The sequence below is a fragment of the Marinobacter maroccanus genome (assembly GCF_002933275.1).
GTDB classification, from domain to species: Bacteria; Pseudomonadota; Gammaproteobacteria; order Pseudomonadales; family Oleiphilaceae; genus Marinobacter; species Marinobacter maroccanus.
On record NZ_PSSX01000018.1, the window covers coordinates 1 to 15,595 of the forward strand.

Sequence of the window (15,595 nt, forward strand, 5' to 3'; positions counted from 1 at the left end):
ACAATCAAGATCATCACAAGGAAAAAGACAAGCCTGGCGTTAGATGAATATGCGCAAAGGGGGCTGATTCATATGGGTTTTTAGTCTTTCAAAGATATACAAAGAGATTGACACAAGAGCAAGGAAAACCGATAATAACCACATGGTCAGCGGGGTGCTGGCCACCGGGTTCGCCGCCGGTTATCGAGGCGAGTTAGGAGATTCCCACCATGGCAAAGCGCGACCTCTATCAAGAAATCACTTCCGAATTTTTGGCAGCCCTGAAAGAAGGTGTTAAGCCCTGGGTTTGTCCGTGGACCTCTAACGGATCATTTGCCATGCCGGTCAACGGTACGACTGGAAAGCCGTATAACGGCATGAACGTTCTTTTGTTGGCCATGCGCGCACGCGCTGAAGGCTACCGATCCAACCAGTGGATGACTTTCCAGCAGGGCAAGCAGCAAGGCGCTTTTGTCCGCAAAGGTGAGAAGGGAACAACCTGTATTTTCTTCAAGCCGATGGAGAAGGAGAACCGCGACACCGGCGAGACAGAATCCTACGCCGTGATGAAGGCATTCACGGTATTCAATCGCGAACAGTTCGAAGGTTTTGAAACACCCGAGACAGAGCCGACTTGGGCCCCAATCGAGGATGCAGAGGCCATTTGTGAAGCGTTTCCGATTGAGACCCGGCACGGCGGCGATCAGGCCTGTTATATCCCAAGCCTCGACATTATCAGAATGCCAACCCGTGAACAGTTCGCTAAGGGTGAGGATTACTACTGCACACGCCTGCATGAAATGGTTCACGCCACTGGCCACAAGACCCGCCTTAATCGGGAATTGATCGGTAAGTTTGGCTCTGATGCTTACGCTTTTGAGGAGCTGGTGGCCGAGTTGGGTAGCTGGATGCTGTGCAGCCGAATCGGACTTCAGGGTGACTTGCAGCATAAGAGCTACCTGGCGCACTGGATCCGGATTCTGGACTTTGACAAAAAGGCCCTGTTTAAAGCGGCGACACTGGCGCAGAAGGCACATGATCTGTGCTTTGAATACCTGGCAGAGCAGGAAAGCAAAAAGGAGGACAAAGCCGCCTGAGAGCGCAAATGATAAAGGGCCGCGAGGCCCTTTTTTTGTGTCTGAATTTTGAGCGGGGCTCGGCCACCTGGACGGCGGCCGAGCCGGTCAGAGCGTTTCCGCCGGTTGTTGAGAGTTTGAGGATCCGAACGCGTTGTTCGACTCTTTCTCGACAGTCTTCTTCAACCTGGTTAATTCCTTCTCACCCTTATCTACAGCCTCTTCAATGGCGTCTCGGATTAAAACGGAAAGATCAAACGATAGTTCGTCGTCAATTTCCTGGATCTGATCCCGCAGTTTGTCGGCTCGGAGTTTAAGCGAGCGCGGCACTTTGGCAGAGACGGTTACCGTATCTTCCCGCGATTTAATAAAAACCGATTGTTTTCCCATTTCGAACTCTCCTGGTCTACCTGTGGTTTACCGTTGGTTTACTGATGAAGACCCAGATGCCAAAAACACCTGGATGGAGCAGGGTATTGGACCTCAGCGACGCGGTCGCCTTGGTTTCGTCACACCCTACGCAGCTGACGCTGCTTTACTCTATCCCTTGTGGCACAAGGGATAGAGCGCATACGCCCTGTGGGCGATGCGGTATGCGCCTCCGAGTACGGGCCCTGATTTCAGTAGTGCTGGCGCGCATACGCTCTTTATACTAGTATATGAATAAATATAAAGCTATAAGGAGCTATAGCCGTGAGAGCTGTTTCAATTCGGGTGTCGGAAGAAACGATTGCATTCGTTAAACAGGAAACGAAAAAACGAGGGATCGCCACTGAGGCGGAAATGTGGCGCATCTTGATTGAGCGGGGTGTCGCTGCCAGTGAGGGTACTCAGGCGCAGATCGACGCGCTTATAAAGATTGGGGTCCAATCCCTATGTCTTACACAGAGGTTCGCGGGTGCTCAAAACGAAAGCTTGATTGCTGAGGCGCGAGAGGATGCTCGCTCAATGCTTGATCGGATGGGGATGATCTAAATGAGTATTTTCAGGGGCTCCAACATCGGTAACTTCACGCGCGGTGGTCAGACAACCATCCATTACTTGCGCATGATCTGGCAGGTTGTCGTTCAATTCTCCAGGCTCTGTTTGATCTTATTTGTACTGGCGATTGCGACGACCTATTGGGTCAAAACGACGCCCCTTGAGCGCTCATTGGCAGTCGGTTACATCGAAGCCTATGTGAAATATGAAGGCCTGAAGATTGACGATGCGACCGTATCTGTTACCTATCCCGATGGTCGTAGCCGGACTATTCCGGCGGTGGGTTTCCTGCGGAACCAGGAAATTCATCGAGTGCTAGATCGAAGCACACATGCTCTGGCCTTCGGCGTGGTGTTTGGGTTTCTGGCATTGGCGGTTTTTGGTTTTGTGGCCTGGCGATTCCTCAATAGCACTGGTGAGGACTTTGCCAACGAGGAATTTGTTCGTGGCGGGAAGCTAGTCGATTCAAAGGAGCTGACAAAAGCGATTAAGCGCGCGACAAAAACAGGCGGTATGACCGTCGCGAATATACCGATCCCCAAGGATTCAGAGCCGGCTCACTTTTTGATTGTGGGTGCGCCAGGGACAGGCAAATCTGTCACCTATAAAGAAATGGCGGAGGTTATTCGAAAACGGGGTGAGCGTGCGATTTTCTACGACCCATCCGGCGAAATGGTCGAGAACTTCTATCGCGAAGGGCATGACGTGATCTTGAGTCCGTTTGACGCCAGGGGGCGTGCTTGGGACATCTGGACTGAGTGTAAAGAGGATTATGAGTTTGATCAGCTGGCGACCTCGTTCATTCCTGATCAGAAGTCTAACGATCCTTTCTGGGCGACCGCCGCGCGGATTGTTTTTGCAGCTATGGCTCGAAAGCTGGCAACCCATCCCCAGCGATCAAATAAGTTGCTAGTGGACAAAATCCTGAATGCCGATATGGAGGAAATTATCGGCTTTTTGAAAGGCACGGAAGGCGCGTCAATTCTGTCTGAAGGTGCTGAGAAAATGGCGTCATCCGTTCGAGCGGTTATGGCCACTTACATCAGGCCGCTGAAGTACCTCCAGGATAATGGGCCGACGTTTTCTATCAAGGAATGGGTGCGCAACGACGATGGTGATCAGTGGGTCTTTATCACCCGAAAAGACGACCAAAAGGACGTTGTTAAGCCGCTAATAACCGCGTGGTTGGATACTGCATCATCTGCGATTTTGAGTATGGAACCATGCAGGGACCGGAGGATCTGGTTGCTGATCGATGAGCTGCCAAGCTTGAACAGGCTTCCCACGATTACGGACACACTGGCGCAGTCCAGGAAGTTCGGTGGATGCGGGGTATTGGGAGTCCAGAGCTACCCCCAATTGGTGTCAATCTATGGTCGCGACGAAGCCGATACACTGGCCGGCATGTGTTCGACCTGGGCTGTATTTCGGTTCAACGAAGAGCGATCGGCCAAGTGGGCCAGTCTTGGTTTAGGAAGCATCGAACAATTGGAGACTAATGAAGGTATTTCTTACGGCGTAAATGACATTCGTGATGGTGTTTCGTTGAACCGGCAGCGCCATGTTCGCCCCATTGTTTTACCCACTGAGATCCAGTTTCTGCCCGATCTTGTCGGCTATTTGAAGCTTGGGCGGTCATTCCCAGTGGCACAGTTCAAGCTCAAGCGTAAGTCGCTCAAGAAGATTGCTGAGGGCTTTATTCATCGGGATTTGAAGGTCGCTCTGGCTGAGCCTGTTGAAGCGGCTGAGGAGGCGAAAGAAGGGCATTCAACGACGACCGCCCCTGCGGAGTCGAAGAAAAATGATTACGTCGACGGAGCGCTGTTCTGATGTTGTCGATCAAGGCGCTCGGGAGCGCGAAACAGGCTGGTTCCTATTACAAGGATGCCGATTACTACGGCAAAAATGAAAATGGCGAGAAAGAGGTTATTCCCAGCGAATGGGTTGGGAAGGGCGCCGAATTGATGGGCTTGGAGGGGCCGGTCGATATAAAAGTTTTCCAGCAAGCTTTGGAGGGCCGATTGCCAACAGGAGACACCTTGGGACGGTCAGACGGAAAAGGTGGATTGGAACACAAGCCTGGTTGGGATTTTACGTTTTCAGCTCCTAAATCCGTTTCGATTATGGCGCTGATGGGAGGTGATGAGCGGCTGATGGCCGCTCATAAAGAAGCGGTCAAATCGGCTGTCGGTTACATAGAAGATAAGCTGGTTGGAGCCCGGAATACCTCAGAAGGGGTTTCGCAGTTTGTACGCACTGAAAACCTCGCTGCGGCGACATTCACGCATACGACCAGTAGGGCGCTGGATCCTCAATTGCATACGCATAGCGTGATACTGAACGCTACGCTGAGGAATGATGGTCAGTGGCGATCCATCGAAAGCCGGAAAATGTACGATCCGAATGTGGCTGCAGGACAGGTATACCGATCTGAACTTGCCATGAAAGCCCAAGAGCTCGGTTACACCATTGAGCGCGGCAAGAACGGCACATTTGAGCTTCAAGAGGTGTCTCAGGAGCTTCGAGATCTTTATTCCAAGCGGCGAAAGGATATTGAGGCTGCCGCAAAGGAAAGGGGTCTGGAGGGTGCCAAAGCAATGGATAGGGCATCATTAATGACGCGCGATTCGAAGCAGTACACGACAGAAGATGTATTGCAGGAACGGTGGCGGAGCGAGCTTAAAGAAGCTCGTTTGACGGTTCCTACCATCCCCGAGGCGCGGCCAAGTGCTGAAAGGGACAGTCCTGACCGCGCTAAAGACGACGCGATTTTTGCTTATAAGAAATTGGCGGAACGTGAGGCCGTTTTCTCAGAAGGTGAACTGGTCAAGATGACCCTTGCGTGGGGCGTAGGCAACCACAGTATTAAGGACGTAGAACAGGCAGTACGCAGCCTGAAGCAGGAAAAAGTCCTCCTTCAGGCCACTGGGGTTTCGCGGGATGAGGCGTATCTGACCACCCCCCAAGCTCTAAAGAAAGAGCGGTATATCGTAGATCTGGTGAAGACTGGCCAAAATGAATTAAAGCCGATATCCGGCAAAGGAGCGGTCAAGGAATACGGACAATCTTTGGGTTTCACCAGGGGTCAGATGGAGGGTGCAACAACCATCTTGAATGGGAAAGATAGGGTCGTTGGCGTTCAAGGTTATGCCGGTACTGGTAAGACCTACATGCTATCTGCGGTGCGCGAGGTCGCAGAGGGGAAGGGATACTCGGTCCGTGGTTTTGCCCCAACAGGATCTGCAAGCGATTCGCTAATGGAAGGCTCTGGGATTCGGAGTCAAACGCTTGCCAGCCACCTCTACGCATTGGCGCGGGAAGAGGAAGGGAAGGGCGGAAAGGGACTGGATCAGAAGAAGCTCTGGATTGTCGATGAAGGCTCTCTGGTAAACGCTAATCAAATGGCTGATCTGCTCACCTACGCTCGAAAGGAAGGTGCCCGAGTTGCGTTGGTTGGTGACCACGCGCAGATCGGTTCAGTTGAGTGGGGTAAACCGTTCGCGCAGCTCGTAAGAGGCGGCATGAAGACGGCTCAGATGACTGAAATCCAGCGGCAGAAGAACAATCCGATTCTTCTGCAAGCAGTGAAAGATGCGATGGTTGGTCAAGTTGCTAAAGCAATGAAGAACGTCGCGGGGCGGATTCACGAAGACCCGAATCGTGAAACTTTGGTGACACGAGTGATTGATGACTATGCCGGTATGACCGCCAGGGACCGCTCAGACACACTTTTGATGGTTCCGGATAATGAAACGCGGGCTGTTGTGAATCAGGGCATCCGAGAGAAGCTGCAACAATCTGGCGACCTGGGGAAAGATAAAGCCGAATTAAAGGCGTTGGTGAGTCTGGGGCTTACAGGGGTAGAAAAAGGAAGTTCACGGGGCTACCAGAAAGGTGATTTGGTTCAGTTTGCGAGGGATTTTAAAACCATTGGGGTTGAACGAAATGAATTGGTCAAAGTCCTTCGTGTTGACGGCGAAAAGGTAATATTTGCTAACAAGGACGGTCAGGAAGTTGAGTGGCGACCTGATAAAGTTGCTGGTCGTGCCAAGCATGGGGTCGAGGTTTATCGTGAAGAAGATAAGCGCCTGGCAGAGGGTGATCGCATAAGGTGGACCAAGACTGACAAGGACCGGGATCTTAAGAACGGTGCAAAGGGGGAAATTGAGCGGATCGATGGGTCAACGGCCATAATAAAATTTCAGGATGGGCGTCGAATCTCGCTGGACCTGAAAGAGGATAAACATTGGGACCATGCTTATGCCTCAACAATTGTTTCTGCCCAGGGGCAGACCTACAAATCCGCAATGGCATTGGCAGAAAGTTGGCGGCGCAACCTCGTTAATCAGAAATCATTCTATGTTGGATTGTCCAGGGCTAAAGAAGATGCTCGGATTTATACCGACGATAGAGCCAAGCTCACCAAAGGTATTGAAGAGCGTACCGGCGAGAAAACGAGTGCCTTGGAAGGTCGCAACGTGAGCGTCGAGAAAATGTTTGCTGCTGATGGCCTGGTTAAAGAAACCAGGATGGAGAAGGTTGCTCAAAAAGTTAAGGATGTCTTCGATAAGACGTTTGGAAAGGCCAAGAATAGTCCGGATAAAGGAATGTCGCTTTAGGAGGATGGAGCATGTTTTACACAATAGGGTTTATGAAAAGTGTCGTCGCGCCGACGCTTGGTATGGCGTTTTGGGCTTGGTTTGTAACCGAAGCTGTGGTTTTTCCTGAGCTGAGCGTAAATGAGGCGGCTATAGCGGGTATTTTAATGGCAGTGCCTTTGGCCGTGGTGTTTGGGGTATTCTGTCACTTCACCCGGGGCATATTGCGTGCAGTGGGTGTGGTTGCGGCTGTGATCGCCATCCTTTTTTTCACACCAGGGCTTTCTTCAGATAATAATCCAGATTTTATGCTGGCAGATATGCACCTGGTCTTGCCGCCGATGATGATGGTTATTTTTACTGGCTTTTTTGGATTTTGCTTCTGGCCAGTGATTTACCCTAGAGAAATCCTAGCGATACAAGGTGACATCGTTAGAGGTGGAGTGCAGGTAGCATTAGAAGACTCCAATGGAAACACGGGAAAACACAGGAGATAAGGATATGCCAAAGGAAATTGCGCGATGGGTGGCGTGTGTGACTCTGCTCATTGGCACTTCTCAAGTATCGGGACAACAACCTACGAGATCTTCTGATGGGGTCTACGATGTGCGGACCATAAAGGAAGTTACCAGCATTACCAAGCTCAACCAGGTCTGTTTGGAGGGGCTTGCCGGTGCGAGTCGTGAGATTTCATTAGTGGATCAACAGCGGTGTGCTTGTGTTGTGTATGAGCTCGGGGAGCTCATTAGTTACGGTGAGTACAAAGAAATCGAAAAAAATATCCTTTATGGTCGTGAGTGGAAATCGACTAATGCTATGGAAAGGGTAAAGCCCCACTTACGTGAGGCTTGTAATTGGCAAGGGTGATTAGAGGCGTGGTATCGAATTTGTAGCGCTGTTTAGAATGTTCAGCGTGGCATCTTCCAGCCAAGCCTCAGCCACTCTTGGCAGCTTTGAAAATAAGCCTGGTTTCTGCGTGTAATCTAGCGCATGTTGCGCTCCAAATTCTTTTTCAAGAACGCCATGATAGGTTGCGATTCCATCTACTAATCCCAGCTCTACAGCTTCGTGTCCTGTCCAATAATCCCCGGTAAACAGATTCTGATCGCTAGTTAGCTTGTCAGCGCGAGAATCCTTCACTACTGAGATAAATTGCTGATGTATGTCGTTCAGCACGGATTGAACCTTTTGAAGGTCTTCTGGATCAGTTTCAAGGAAAGGGTCCAGTCTGCGCTTATTTTCACCGGCAACAACGGTGCGGGCATGAACGCCAACCTTATCAGCAAGATCTTTGAATCCAAACGACTGCTGAAACACGCCAATCGACCCTGTGAGAGTTGAAGGGTTCACGAATATTTTGTCGGCTGCGACTGCGACCATATAGGCGCCTGAAGTGAGCATATCATCACCCAGAACGACCAGACGCTTGCCAGTCTCTTCCTTTAAGTCCTGCAGATATTTGTAGAGCTTATGCGATTGGACAGGCGTGCCTCCCGGCGAATTAATGACCAAAAGAACGCCTTTAGCGTCCTTGTCGTGAAACGCCTGGTAAAGGTGGTTCTCTATTTGCTGGAACGAAGTTGGCTTGCCTGCTTCGATAGGTCCGTCCAGGCGCACGAGTGAGACGTATTTGCCGTCTTTTGGAATTGTGGTGCCCCCAACAATCCCTGTGCTGTAGAGCAAGTTGATTGCGAATATGGACACAATCACCAGAACGAACGCAAAGGTTCGCCAGTTCGCACTACGCCGCGTCTTTCGAGTCTCTGTCATTATTGCATCGGCGAACGCCCGTTGCTGTTGCGTAAAGGCCTCAATCAAGGTCTGTTCCGTGCTTTTTTGCGGTTCCATATTCTATTCTCCAATACGTTGAAGGGCATTGCGGACTTTCGCCACATACTTTCGGCGGGCTTTCTGTACTTTTGGTTTGGTTGAGAATCCTGCGTTATAGGCTCCCACGGCGGCCCACAGGTTACCTTTTGTGGTGACGAGGTTTTCGGCAAGGATCCAGGCGCCTACATGGATATTGGTGCAAGGATCGCGAACCAGAACAGGAGCTGTTATGCGGTAGGGCTGCAACCGTTCTAAATGCTGGGAGTTGATCTGCATTAATCCATAATCCCTGGAGCCATCACTGTTTTTGCCGTTGATCGCATCGGTCTTGTTATTACTTTCCACAAGAGCAATTGCTTTCAATAACTTTGCCGGGACCTTGTAGCGGCCGGCGGCTTCCATGAAACAGTTATCAATGTCAGCGATGGCGTGACCGGAGAGAGTTAGGGTTAGTGCAACTGATAAGAATGCCTGAAAGTGTTTTCTCATCGGCGCCGTCCTCGCCTGTCAACGCCGTTATCTTCCTGCTGGGGATTGATTTCCGGGTCATCGAGGTTGGAGAAGAAATCGAATGCTGTTTGAGCCTCATCTCGGCTTTCGGCTTTATAGGACTGGAATTCTGACTGAACATATTTTGCGGCGGCCATTGATGCATCCTCTCCAGGACGGACTTCATCGCCGTTCAAAATTTCAAAGGTTTGCTCAGCCATCCGCGTAATTCGTTCGCGGTTCATGTTGGTACTTTCTGTTTCTTGAATGCCGGTACTGGTGTGGCCCGTGATCGATCCAGTGATACCAAAGTTTTCTAGCATGCCAGTGGAAACACCGCCTTCAGCTCGGGTACCAATACTGTCGTCACCAGTAATTGTGCTGGTGTTAATAGAATCCAGGACTTGGGTAAGGCGGGATATCGCGGCGAAGCGGTTACCCTCTTCGCCGTCTCCCTGAATTTTCTCAAGAATATTGGCCAGGTTACGGGTATCTTCCGGATCGCTGCTAAGAGCGAGGTGGGCAAGACTTGGTGTGTCAACTCGACCGCCAGTGTCGATGTAGACAGAGTCAGTTTCAGAATAACGGCTATCCTTGGTTATACGATCGTCGTGGGTAGCGCTATGGCCGGAAAGGGCGCTGCTATTTATCACGCCACCGCTGCCGTCCGTGGCCAGGGTGACTCGGGCCCCATTAGGACTTGCAGCAACCTGTTGTTCTGTAAACCAGCCTGTATCAATTCCCTTCTGCATTTCCTCTTGGGAGAAGTAAAAGGAGCCAAAATTGGCGGATGTTTCTCTTTGTGCTTGTTCTTCCCAAGACCACCCGGTTTTCCCTTCAAGGGTGTTTGCGCGCTCAATGCCAGCGCCAGTGCTGGCGTGCTGAAGACGAGCAGAATCCCGCAAGTAACCCTCAACACCATTTTCCTGGTTGATTCCCTGGTTAACGCCTGCTTCGGCATACGCAACTTGCTTGATGTTCTCGAAGGCGCTAGCCACTGCGAACTGTTGCGGTGTTAGCTCATCCAAGGCTACCTTTTCGCCGTGAGCGGTAGCCGCTCGCTTAGCACCCACAGACTCATAAATCTCAGAGGGAGTTATTCCAGTTTCGGCCATATAACCCATTACACCCCTGGTTTGTGAGTTATTTAAATTGGAAGTAAATTCAGCCAAAGTAACCAACTCACTCGGGTGCCAATTCGTAGAGTCCAGTTGCCCCCAAAGATCGGCGTTTCTCGCCATCGCAAGAGCTTCGAAAGCTTCTCCTTTTTCCATTCCAGGATGCTGTTGGATGATGCGATCCAACATAGTGCCTGTGCGCAAGTTGTCGGCGCTTGTATTGGAAACGGCAAGAGCGGTGTCGTAGGCAGCTTGGGCGTGGACAGACCCATAGCCCATAGTCGCTGCTGATTCTTGGCGTCCAGCGGCAGACCCATGACGGGATTGGCTTTCTACATTCGAGGTGTTTAGCCCCTGCGTGAATAGAGCTTCAGGGGAGCTATCTCCACCGTTGGATTGCACGGCGCCAGCAACGCCACCCACAACTCCACCGGCTCCATATGCGCCCAATGCTTTACCCGAGGTGATCGGATTGGTGTGGCCAAGATCTGCCATGCCAGACATCGTTTCGAGGCCTCGGTAGTGGCTTTCTGCTTGATTGTGCTCAGAAACAGAGGCGATATTGTTCCACCCGGTCTCGGCCATGAGGTTTGCGGATCCGCGAGCACTCGCAAGCGAATTCAAATGGTTCATGCTTTCTACAGGGGACTGAGCTTTGTTTGCTGCGTCAGAGCCTGCGCCGTCAGCATGCCCCGACCAATTTCCAGCCAGAGACGTCAGGCCATAGGGCGACATCTTGAAGAGCATGGCGGCGATGAAAGCCGAAATGGTGATACCCATGCCGCGGGCTTTTCCAAAAAGAGAAAGCGCCTGGGTTGCACTTTCGGGGGCAAGGAACATTGCGGATAGCCCCATGTTGTGACGCTGAATTTCGTCAACGGCATCGTAGGCTTGGTCGACCGCAATTTGTGCCAAGATCACATCCATGACCCCCCAGAGCATTATCCAGCCGAGAAGAGCCACGATAAGCTTCAGGGCCATGGGGAATAGTGGCGTCACAATGAAAAGTGCCAGAATCGGGATCAGTCCCAACACTATGGCGGTAACTGAAGCCCTAATCTTTGGCATCCACTCGTTCGCGCTAACAGCAATTCCAAGTCCGTTGTTTACCATGGACCGGTTGGTTAAGGCGCGGATCCCCGCATCTGGGTTTTCATCAAGCATAACGCTGGCGATTGCATTACTAATGACCACGTTTCTAAGCAATTGCGCAGGTGGGGCGGCTGCGGCTCCAAACACGTTAAGATTCATGTTTTGAATCTTTGTTTCGCACGCTGTTTTTTGTGCGGGTACGGCTATATCAAAGCCGGTTTTGGTACAAACGGAATTCAGGTGCTCATCGTATGTTGGCGCGGCGTTTAGAGCCGGCGCCAGGACATTGTCATAAGCGTCTGAACAACTCATCACTGTGCCGGCCTTGCCCGCGCCAGAGGAATACATGGTCGTGAACATCGCAGGCGATTTCATATCGGCTAACTGGTTCAGCAAGTCGTCCGTGCCGCTTTTAATCTCGGCAAGATCCACTGCGTAGCTGGGAAGGACAAGTGCAAGCTTTGAGCAGTCTTTGAAATACTGTCGGATAGACTTCTGGAGGTAATAATCGGAGGAAAAGGTTTTATCCGACGTTGCGTTGAGCAGGAGCTCGAAGCCAACACCCATTCCCTCTGTCCCGTAGGGATGAGCGGCCGAGGCATCCACAATCTCTTGAACTGCCCGCTCCGCTTTGTTGGTCATACCAGCGACCAAAACAATCAAATCAGGAACGTCTGGCACAGCTTCATAGGCATTTCGGACCGGGTCATATACATGCACAGTGCCGGTGGGAGTGATCAATGCTTTAAAGACAGCCACGCCAATTAAGGTCGTCATTAACCAGGACAGGCTGAGGCCAGTGGCCGACTGTTGGAAATTAATGATGCCTTTACCGACTGTGAACAAACCACCGAGTAACAGGCCGAGTACCACGGCCACGGCGAATAATGTGGTGTACTGATTATTCGCAAATACCAGTGAAATGCGTTTAAAGGCGTTTACCGTTTCCGTGAAGCCGTCATAGGTATAGAAATCCATATCCAGGGCAAACGCTGTGCTTGGTAGCGCTGCCACGAGGATCAGAGCGATTATCGGAAGTGTGCGCTTCATTGAGTGATGTCCTCTGCATTGCGCCGAAGAACTTCTTCTTGTCGCTTAGCCTGGGCAGCGGTAAATGCGATGTGTGCCATCTGCTCTTGGGTTTTTTTGAGATAGCTGGTTCGCGCGGCCATTCGGAATTGGTAAGCGTCTTTTTTTATTCCGGTTAGATGGTCGGCAACCTCGGCGTAAACTGTTCTGTCGCATTGTGGGCCGGCGGCGCCTGTGCTGTTCATAACTGCGTCGATTTCGCGGATCATGTTGTCGATGGTGTTGTAGAGATCATCGACCATATAAAACGCATAGGCGTAGGCGACGACTTCTTCCGTGAGAGCGATCGCCATTGCTTTGTCTCCCAGTGCAATGGAATCGACAATAATTGGCAGGATTGGGATCGGAGAAGAGGTCAGGAACGCCTCATCTGCTGCACTTAAAGCGGTTTTGTTCTCGATTTTGGTGGCGATCGCATTCATCTGATTGCTCACTAGTGCCAGAAGACCGCCTGGAGTCGCTGAATCCGTTTGGCAAACAGGTCCACCCGCACCGTTGACTTTCTTTTCGGCATTGCCGACAACGAAATCATCAATGCTGGATTCGTCGTTATTGGGACATGAGCTAATCGGTTCGATGACGGGGGCTTTCACGGCTGCCGTTGCGTTGATCATCACATCACCCACGAATCCGCGCATGGTATCGACGTACTGGAAACCGAATTCGTCAGCGGCATTCTGTAGTAGGGAGCCAGTCTTGAAGATGTTGTTGAATTGGGTCGGACAATCGGCAGTAAGCTGCTTGACGTCGACGGATGGCTCCTGGTTGGCTGCTACTTGATTTTCAGTCGTTTCATACCAGCTTGTAACTGACCCAAGTGCGGTGGCCGCCTTGCTATCCAGGGCTTTGAGACGGTTGCTGGCTGCGGTCCCGATAAAATCGCCAACGGGCTCGCCAAGCTTTTTGGCAAATTGGCAATCGTTGATCTGAATTCCGTTCAAGTCGTTGATTATTTTTTCGAAACTTTTCATCGTCTCAGAGAGTTCTTTGCTCATCACTTTCATTGCTGTGTCGAAAGCGACGGCAGGAGCTGCCTGAATCATGTTCTGAAGCTTATCGACCAGGTAATCCGGGTCGAGCATCGACATCCCGCCAAGAAAAAGATCAACACCACCACACCCTGCCGATACCCTGGGGGGCGAAATAGTGAGAAGCGGGTCGTTGGACACGTTGAAGCGGGCTGAATAGGAGCCTGCAGAGTAGAAACCGCGTTGCTGGTTCTTGTAGCTTGATGCGCCACTGGACGTGGATGAAGCAAACCAGTCATCCGTCCAGTTTGCGGAGGCCACTGGCGCGGAAAGCGAAAGGATTAGGGTTGGGAGGGTAAGCCTTTTCATCAGAACGATTCTCCCTTTGGCGCGCCCGGATCAAAGAATCCACCCTGGCGATATTCGGGTGTGAGGAATTGCTCAGGAGATGTCTCGCCTCTCAAATAGCGGATGGCGCGATATGCGTTTGAGGTGATTTTGGTGGCTGATTCCACCCCAACTGCAATTGGCATCCAGCGTTCGCTATTACGCTCGATGAGAATAACCATCGGGGTCACTTGGACATCGAATCGCGCTTGAGCGGATGGGTTTTTGTTTATATTTACTTCAGTAGTTTCAAGCCCGGTGCGATCTGACACTAACTTGAGAATGTTTCTTTGAGGCGAGCAGTACGGGCACTCTTCAGTCGAGAAAAGTGCTAGGGCATATTTGCCCCTGAAGTTTTCTAGGTATTGAGCCTGGTTATTGGCGCGCTGCTGAAGTTCCGCTTTTCGGCCTGGGGAAGTAATCGGGTACTGTGATGCACCGCTGAGAGTTGGATTTTGCAGCATGACCATGTTGGACACGGCCGTAAATCCGGCAGCCTTGCGGCGCACGACATCCTGAATTCGATAATAGGCAAGTACACTCTCCGGAGTTCTAAGCCAAACAGCTTCCTTCAGGTAGTTTTCGAGCATGGCTTTTAAGTCATCCGGGTGCATATCCATCATCTCCGCTGCCGGTGGCGGTGGAGGAAGTGGTTGCCTCTCCTTCTTATCGGGATCTTCTTCGCTAGAAGGCTTAACCGGTTCTTCATACCAGTGATACCCCTTGATCTGAGTATCCTGGTTCGGCTGCTGGATGGCGTTTGCCTGTGAGGCAGCAAGAGCGAGCAAGAGCAGTGTCAGTACAAATTTCATGGGTTGGCTCCTTAAAAGATCGCTTTGAGGCGCTTGGTTTTGGAGACGTCCACAAAACCCCAATACCGTGAGTCGAAAGAATCGGGATGCGATCCATAGGCCCAAGCTTTGCCGGCAGGTACTACTCCCGAATAGGAAAATAGGGGTAAAGGATCGCCTTTGAGCGTTTCAGTCTTGGCGCGCCCCAGAGACTCTCCGTCGCAAAAAAACTCAAGATCCTTTTGGGTTATTGTTTGACCCTCCCAGCACATGAGCCTTTTGCTGATTAACACAGGTTCATGGCCCGCCAATTCATGAGAAAGCTCGAATGTCGCATAGTCGCCTGGCCCGGCAATGGCGTCGGTTTCCCAAAAAATTCTGTGATCGACAGACTCAGAGACCGTGATATTGAGGTGGTCTGAAACGAAGGAGATTGCAAAGGCAAGAGGCGCCCCTACAAGCAAAGTGAGAAGGACATTTTTCACTTTATTATTGAGCATTTGGGTTCTCCAGCTTGGCAAGAATGGATTCGGCCGGTGCGCCGCCGGTCATCGTGGTTAAGCGTTTCAGGAGACTTTGTAGGCTTGAATCCCCGTAAACCACGGGCAGTCGCATTCCGGGGGTTGCAGCGCCTTTCTCGCAATAACTTTGAAAATCAAAGTTCTGCTCAACGACCAGGGCGGGGACTTTGAAGATGTTGTGATTCCTGAATTGGATGGGATCGATGACGACATCAAGCCCTCGCATTGCGCACTTTGGCCCCTCACACGTCGGGTTCTTGCGAAGAACCTTGGCCATGAATTCCATGGTGGGCTGTGTTTTCTTGAGACCACCGATCATGCCGCGCATCACCATCACACCACCGACCTTTTCGAGATCCCTGGCGTAATTCCGCAAGGTGATTTCCGGAATGGAGCTTGAGACGAATAGCAGGGCGCGGGAGCCAGTTGCTTTAGGGTCTGGGTTTTCAGGATCGCCAGCATCGAGGCCAGCATCGGCCCGAAGCAGACTGAGAAATTCATTCTTTCGGGCTTGCCATTGGTCGCTGTTCACCTCCTGCATGACTTCGGAGACGCGGGCCTTCATCGCCGGTGAATCCATCACCCGTTCTTTGGCCTGTTTCGCGATCGCCAGGTATTCCTCCGGCACGTTGATCTGATCGGGGAGTGTGGGAATGGCATCCGATTCCGCAGAGGC

General features: G+C 51.4%; 14 protein-coding genes. 6 read left to right on the forward strand and 8 right to left on the reverse strand.

The genetic code is table 11. The features are described from left to right. Positions 1-209: 209 nt before the first annotated feature. On the forward strand, positions 210-1,076 hold the full coding sequence (locus KEHDKFFH_RS16285; protein ID WP_104322888.1) for an ArdC family protein: 867 nt from the start codon (positions 210-212) through the stop codon (positions 1,074-1,076). Positions 1,077-1,163: 87 nt separating this feature from the next. On the opposite strand, the gene KEHDKFFH_RS16290 is transcribed toward KEHDKFFH_RS16285, so the two are convergent. Further along, positions 1,164-1,445, reverse strand: coding sequence for a hypothetical protein (locus tag KEHDKFFH_RS16290; protein ID WP_104322889.1), 282 nt, complete (start codon positions 1,443-1,445; stop codon positions 1,164-1,166). Between the two features lie 303 nt (positions 1,446-1,748). Here KEHDKFFH_RS16290 and KEHDKFFH_RS16295 point away from each other — a divergent pair, with 303 nt between their 5' ends. From KEHDKFFH_RS16295 to KEHDKFFH_RS16315, 5 genes are read left to right on the forward strand one after another with little or no spacing between them, the layout of a single operon-like run. Next, entirely contained in the window at positions 1,749-2,030 is a 282-nt protein-coding gene (locus tag KEHDKFFH_RS16295; protein WP_091643682.1) for a hypothetical protein, read from the forward strand. After that, on the forward strand, positions 2,031-3,866 hold the full coding sequence (gene traD / locus KEHDKFFH_RS16300; RefSeq protein WP_104322890.1) for a type IV conjugative transfer system coupling protein TraD: 1,836 nt from the start codon (positions 2,031-2,033) through the stop codon (positions 3,864-3,866). Beyond that, a complete protein-coding gene (gene mobF, locus KEHDKFFH_RS16305; RefSeq protein ID WP_104322891.1) occupies positions 3,866-6,655 on the forward strand; it encodes a MobF family relaxase in 2,790 nt (929 codons plus the stop codon). The genes traD and mobF overlap by 1 nt, the downstream gene beginning before the upstream one ends. Positions 6,656-6,666: 11 nt before the next feature. Next, positions 6,667-7,131, forward strand: coding sequence for a hypothetical protein (locus KEHDKFFH_RS16310; RefSeq protein ID WP_104322892.1), 465 nt, complete (start codon positions 6,667-6,669; stop codon positions 7,129-7,131). Positions 7,132-7,135: 4 nt separating this feature from the next. Next, the gene (locus KEHDKFFH_RS16315) at positions 7,136-7,501 is read left to right on the forward strand and encodes a hypothetical protein (RefSeq protein ID WP_104322893.1); all 366 of its coding nucleotides are present in this window, start codon (positions 7,136-7,138) and stop codon (positions 7,499-7,501) included. On the opposite strand, the gene KEHDKFFH_RS16320 is transcribed toward KEHDKFFH_RS16315, so the two are convergent. Genes KEHDKFFH_RS16320 through KEHDKFFH_RS16350 form a run of 7 tightly spaced genes read right to left on the reverse strand, consistent with a single transcriptional unit; the run spans position 7,502 to position 15,547 of the window. Continuing rightward, complete coding sequence (locus KEHDKFFH_RS16320) at positions 7,502-8,482, reverse strand: S49 family peptidase (protein ID WP_104322894.1); 981 nt, start codon at positions 8,480-8,482, stop codon at positions 7,502-7,504. Between the two features lie 3 nt (positions 8,483-8,485). Next, a complete protein-coding gene (locus KEHDKFFH_RS16325; protein WP_104322895.1) occupies positions 8,486-8,953 on the reverse strand; it encodes a lytic transglycosylase domain-containing protein in 468 nt (155 codons plus the stop codon). Next, positions 8,950-12,213 (reverse strand): conjugal transfer protein TraG N-terminal domain-containing protein, encoded by a 3,264-nt coding sequence (locus tag KEHDKFFH_RS16330; RefSeq protein WP_104322896.1) that lies wholly within the window; start codon positions 12,211-12,213, stop codon positions 8,950-8,952. The genes KEHDKFFH_RS16325 and KEHDKFFH_RS16330 overlap by 4 nt, the downstream gene beginning before the upstream one ends. Continuing rightward, positions 12,210-13,589: a conjugal transfer protein TraH gene (locus tag KEHDKFFH_RS16335; RefSeq protein ID WP_104322897.1), complete on the reverse strand. Its 1,380-nt coding sequence runs from the start codon at positions 13,587-13,589 to the stop codon at positions 12,210-12,212. Before KEHDKFFH_RS16335 ends, KEHDKFFH_RS16330 begins: the two co-directional genes overlap by 4 nt. Further along, positions 13,589-14,419 (reverse strand): conjugal transfer protein TraF, encoded by an 831-nt coding sequence (locus KEHDKFFH_RS16340; protein WP_091643658.1) that lies wholly within the window; start codon positions 14,417-14,419, stop codon positions 13,589-13,591. Before KEHDKFFH_RS16340 ends, KEHDKFFH_RS16335 begins: the two co-directional genes overlap by 1 nt. An 11-nt stretch (positions 14,420-14,430) precedes the next feature. Next, positions 14,431-14,898, reverse strand: coding sequence for a S26 family signal peptidase (locus tag KEHDKFFH_RS16345; RefSeq protein ID WP_091643655.1), 468 nt, complete (start codon positions 14,896-14,898; stop codon positions 14,431-14,433). Next, positions 14,888-15,547, reverse strand: coding sequence for a type-F conjugative transfer system pilin assembly protein TrbC (locus KEHDKFFH_RS16350; RefSeq protein ID WP_158253206.1), 660 nt, complete (start codon positions 15,545-15,547; stop codon positions 14,888-14,890). Before KEHDKFFH_RS16350 ends, KEHDKFFH_RS16345 begins: the two co-directional genes overlap by 11 nt. Positions 15,548-15,595: the final 48 nt, after the last annotated feature.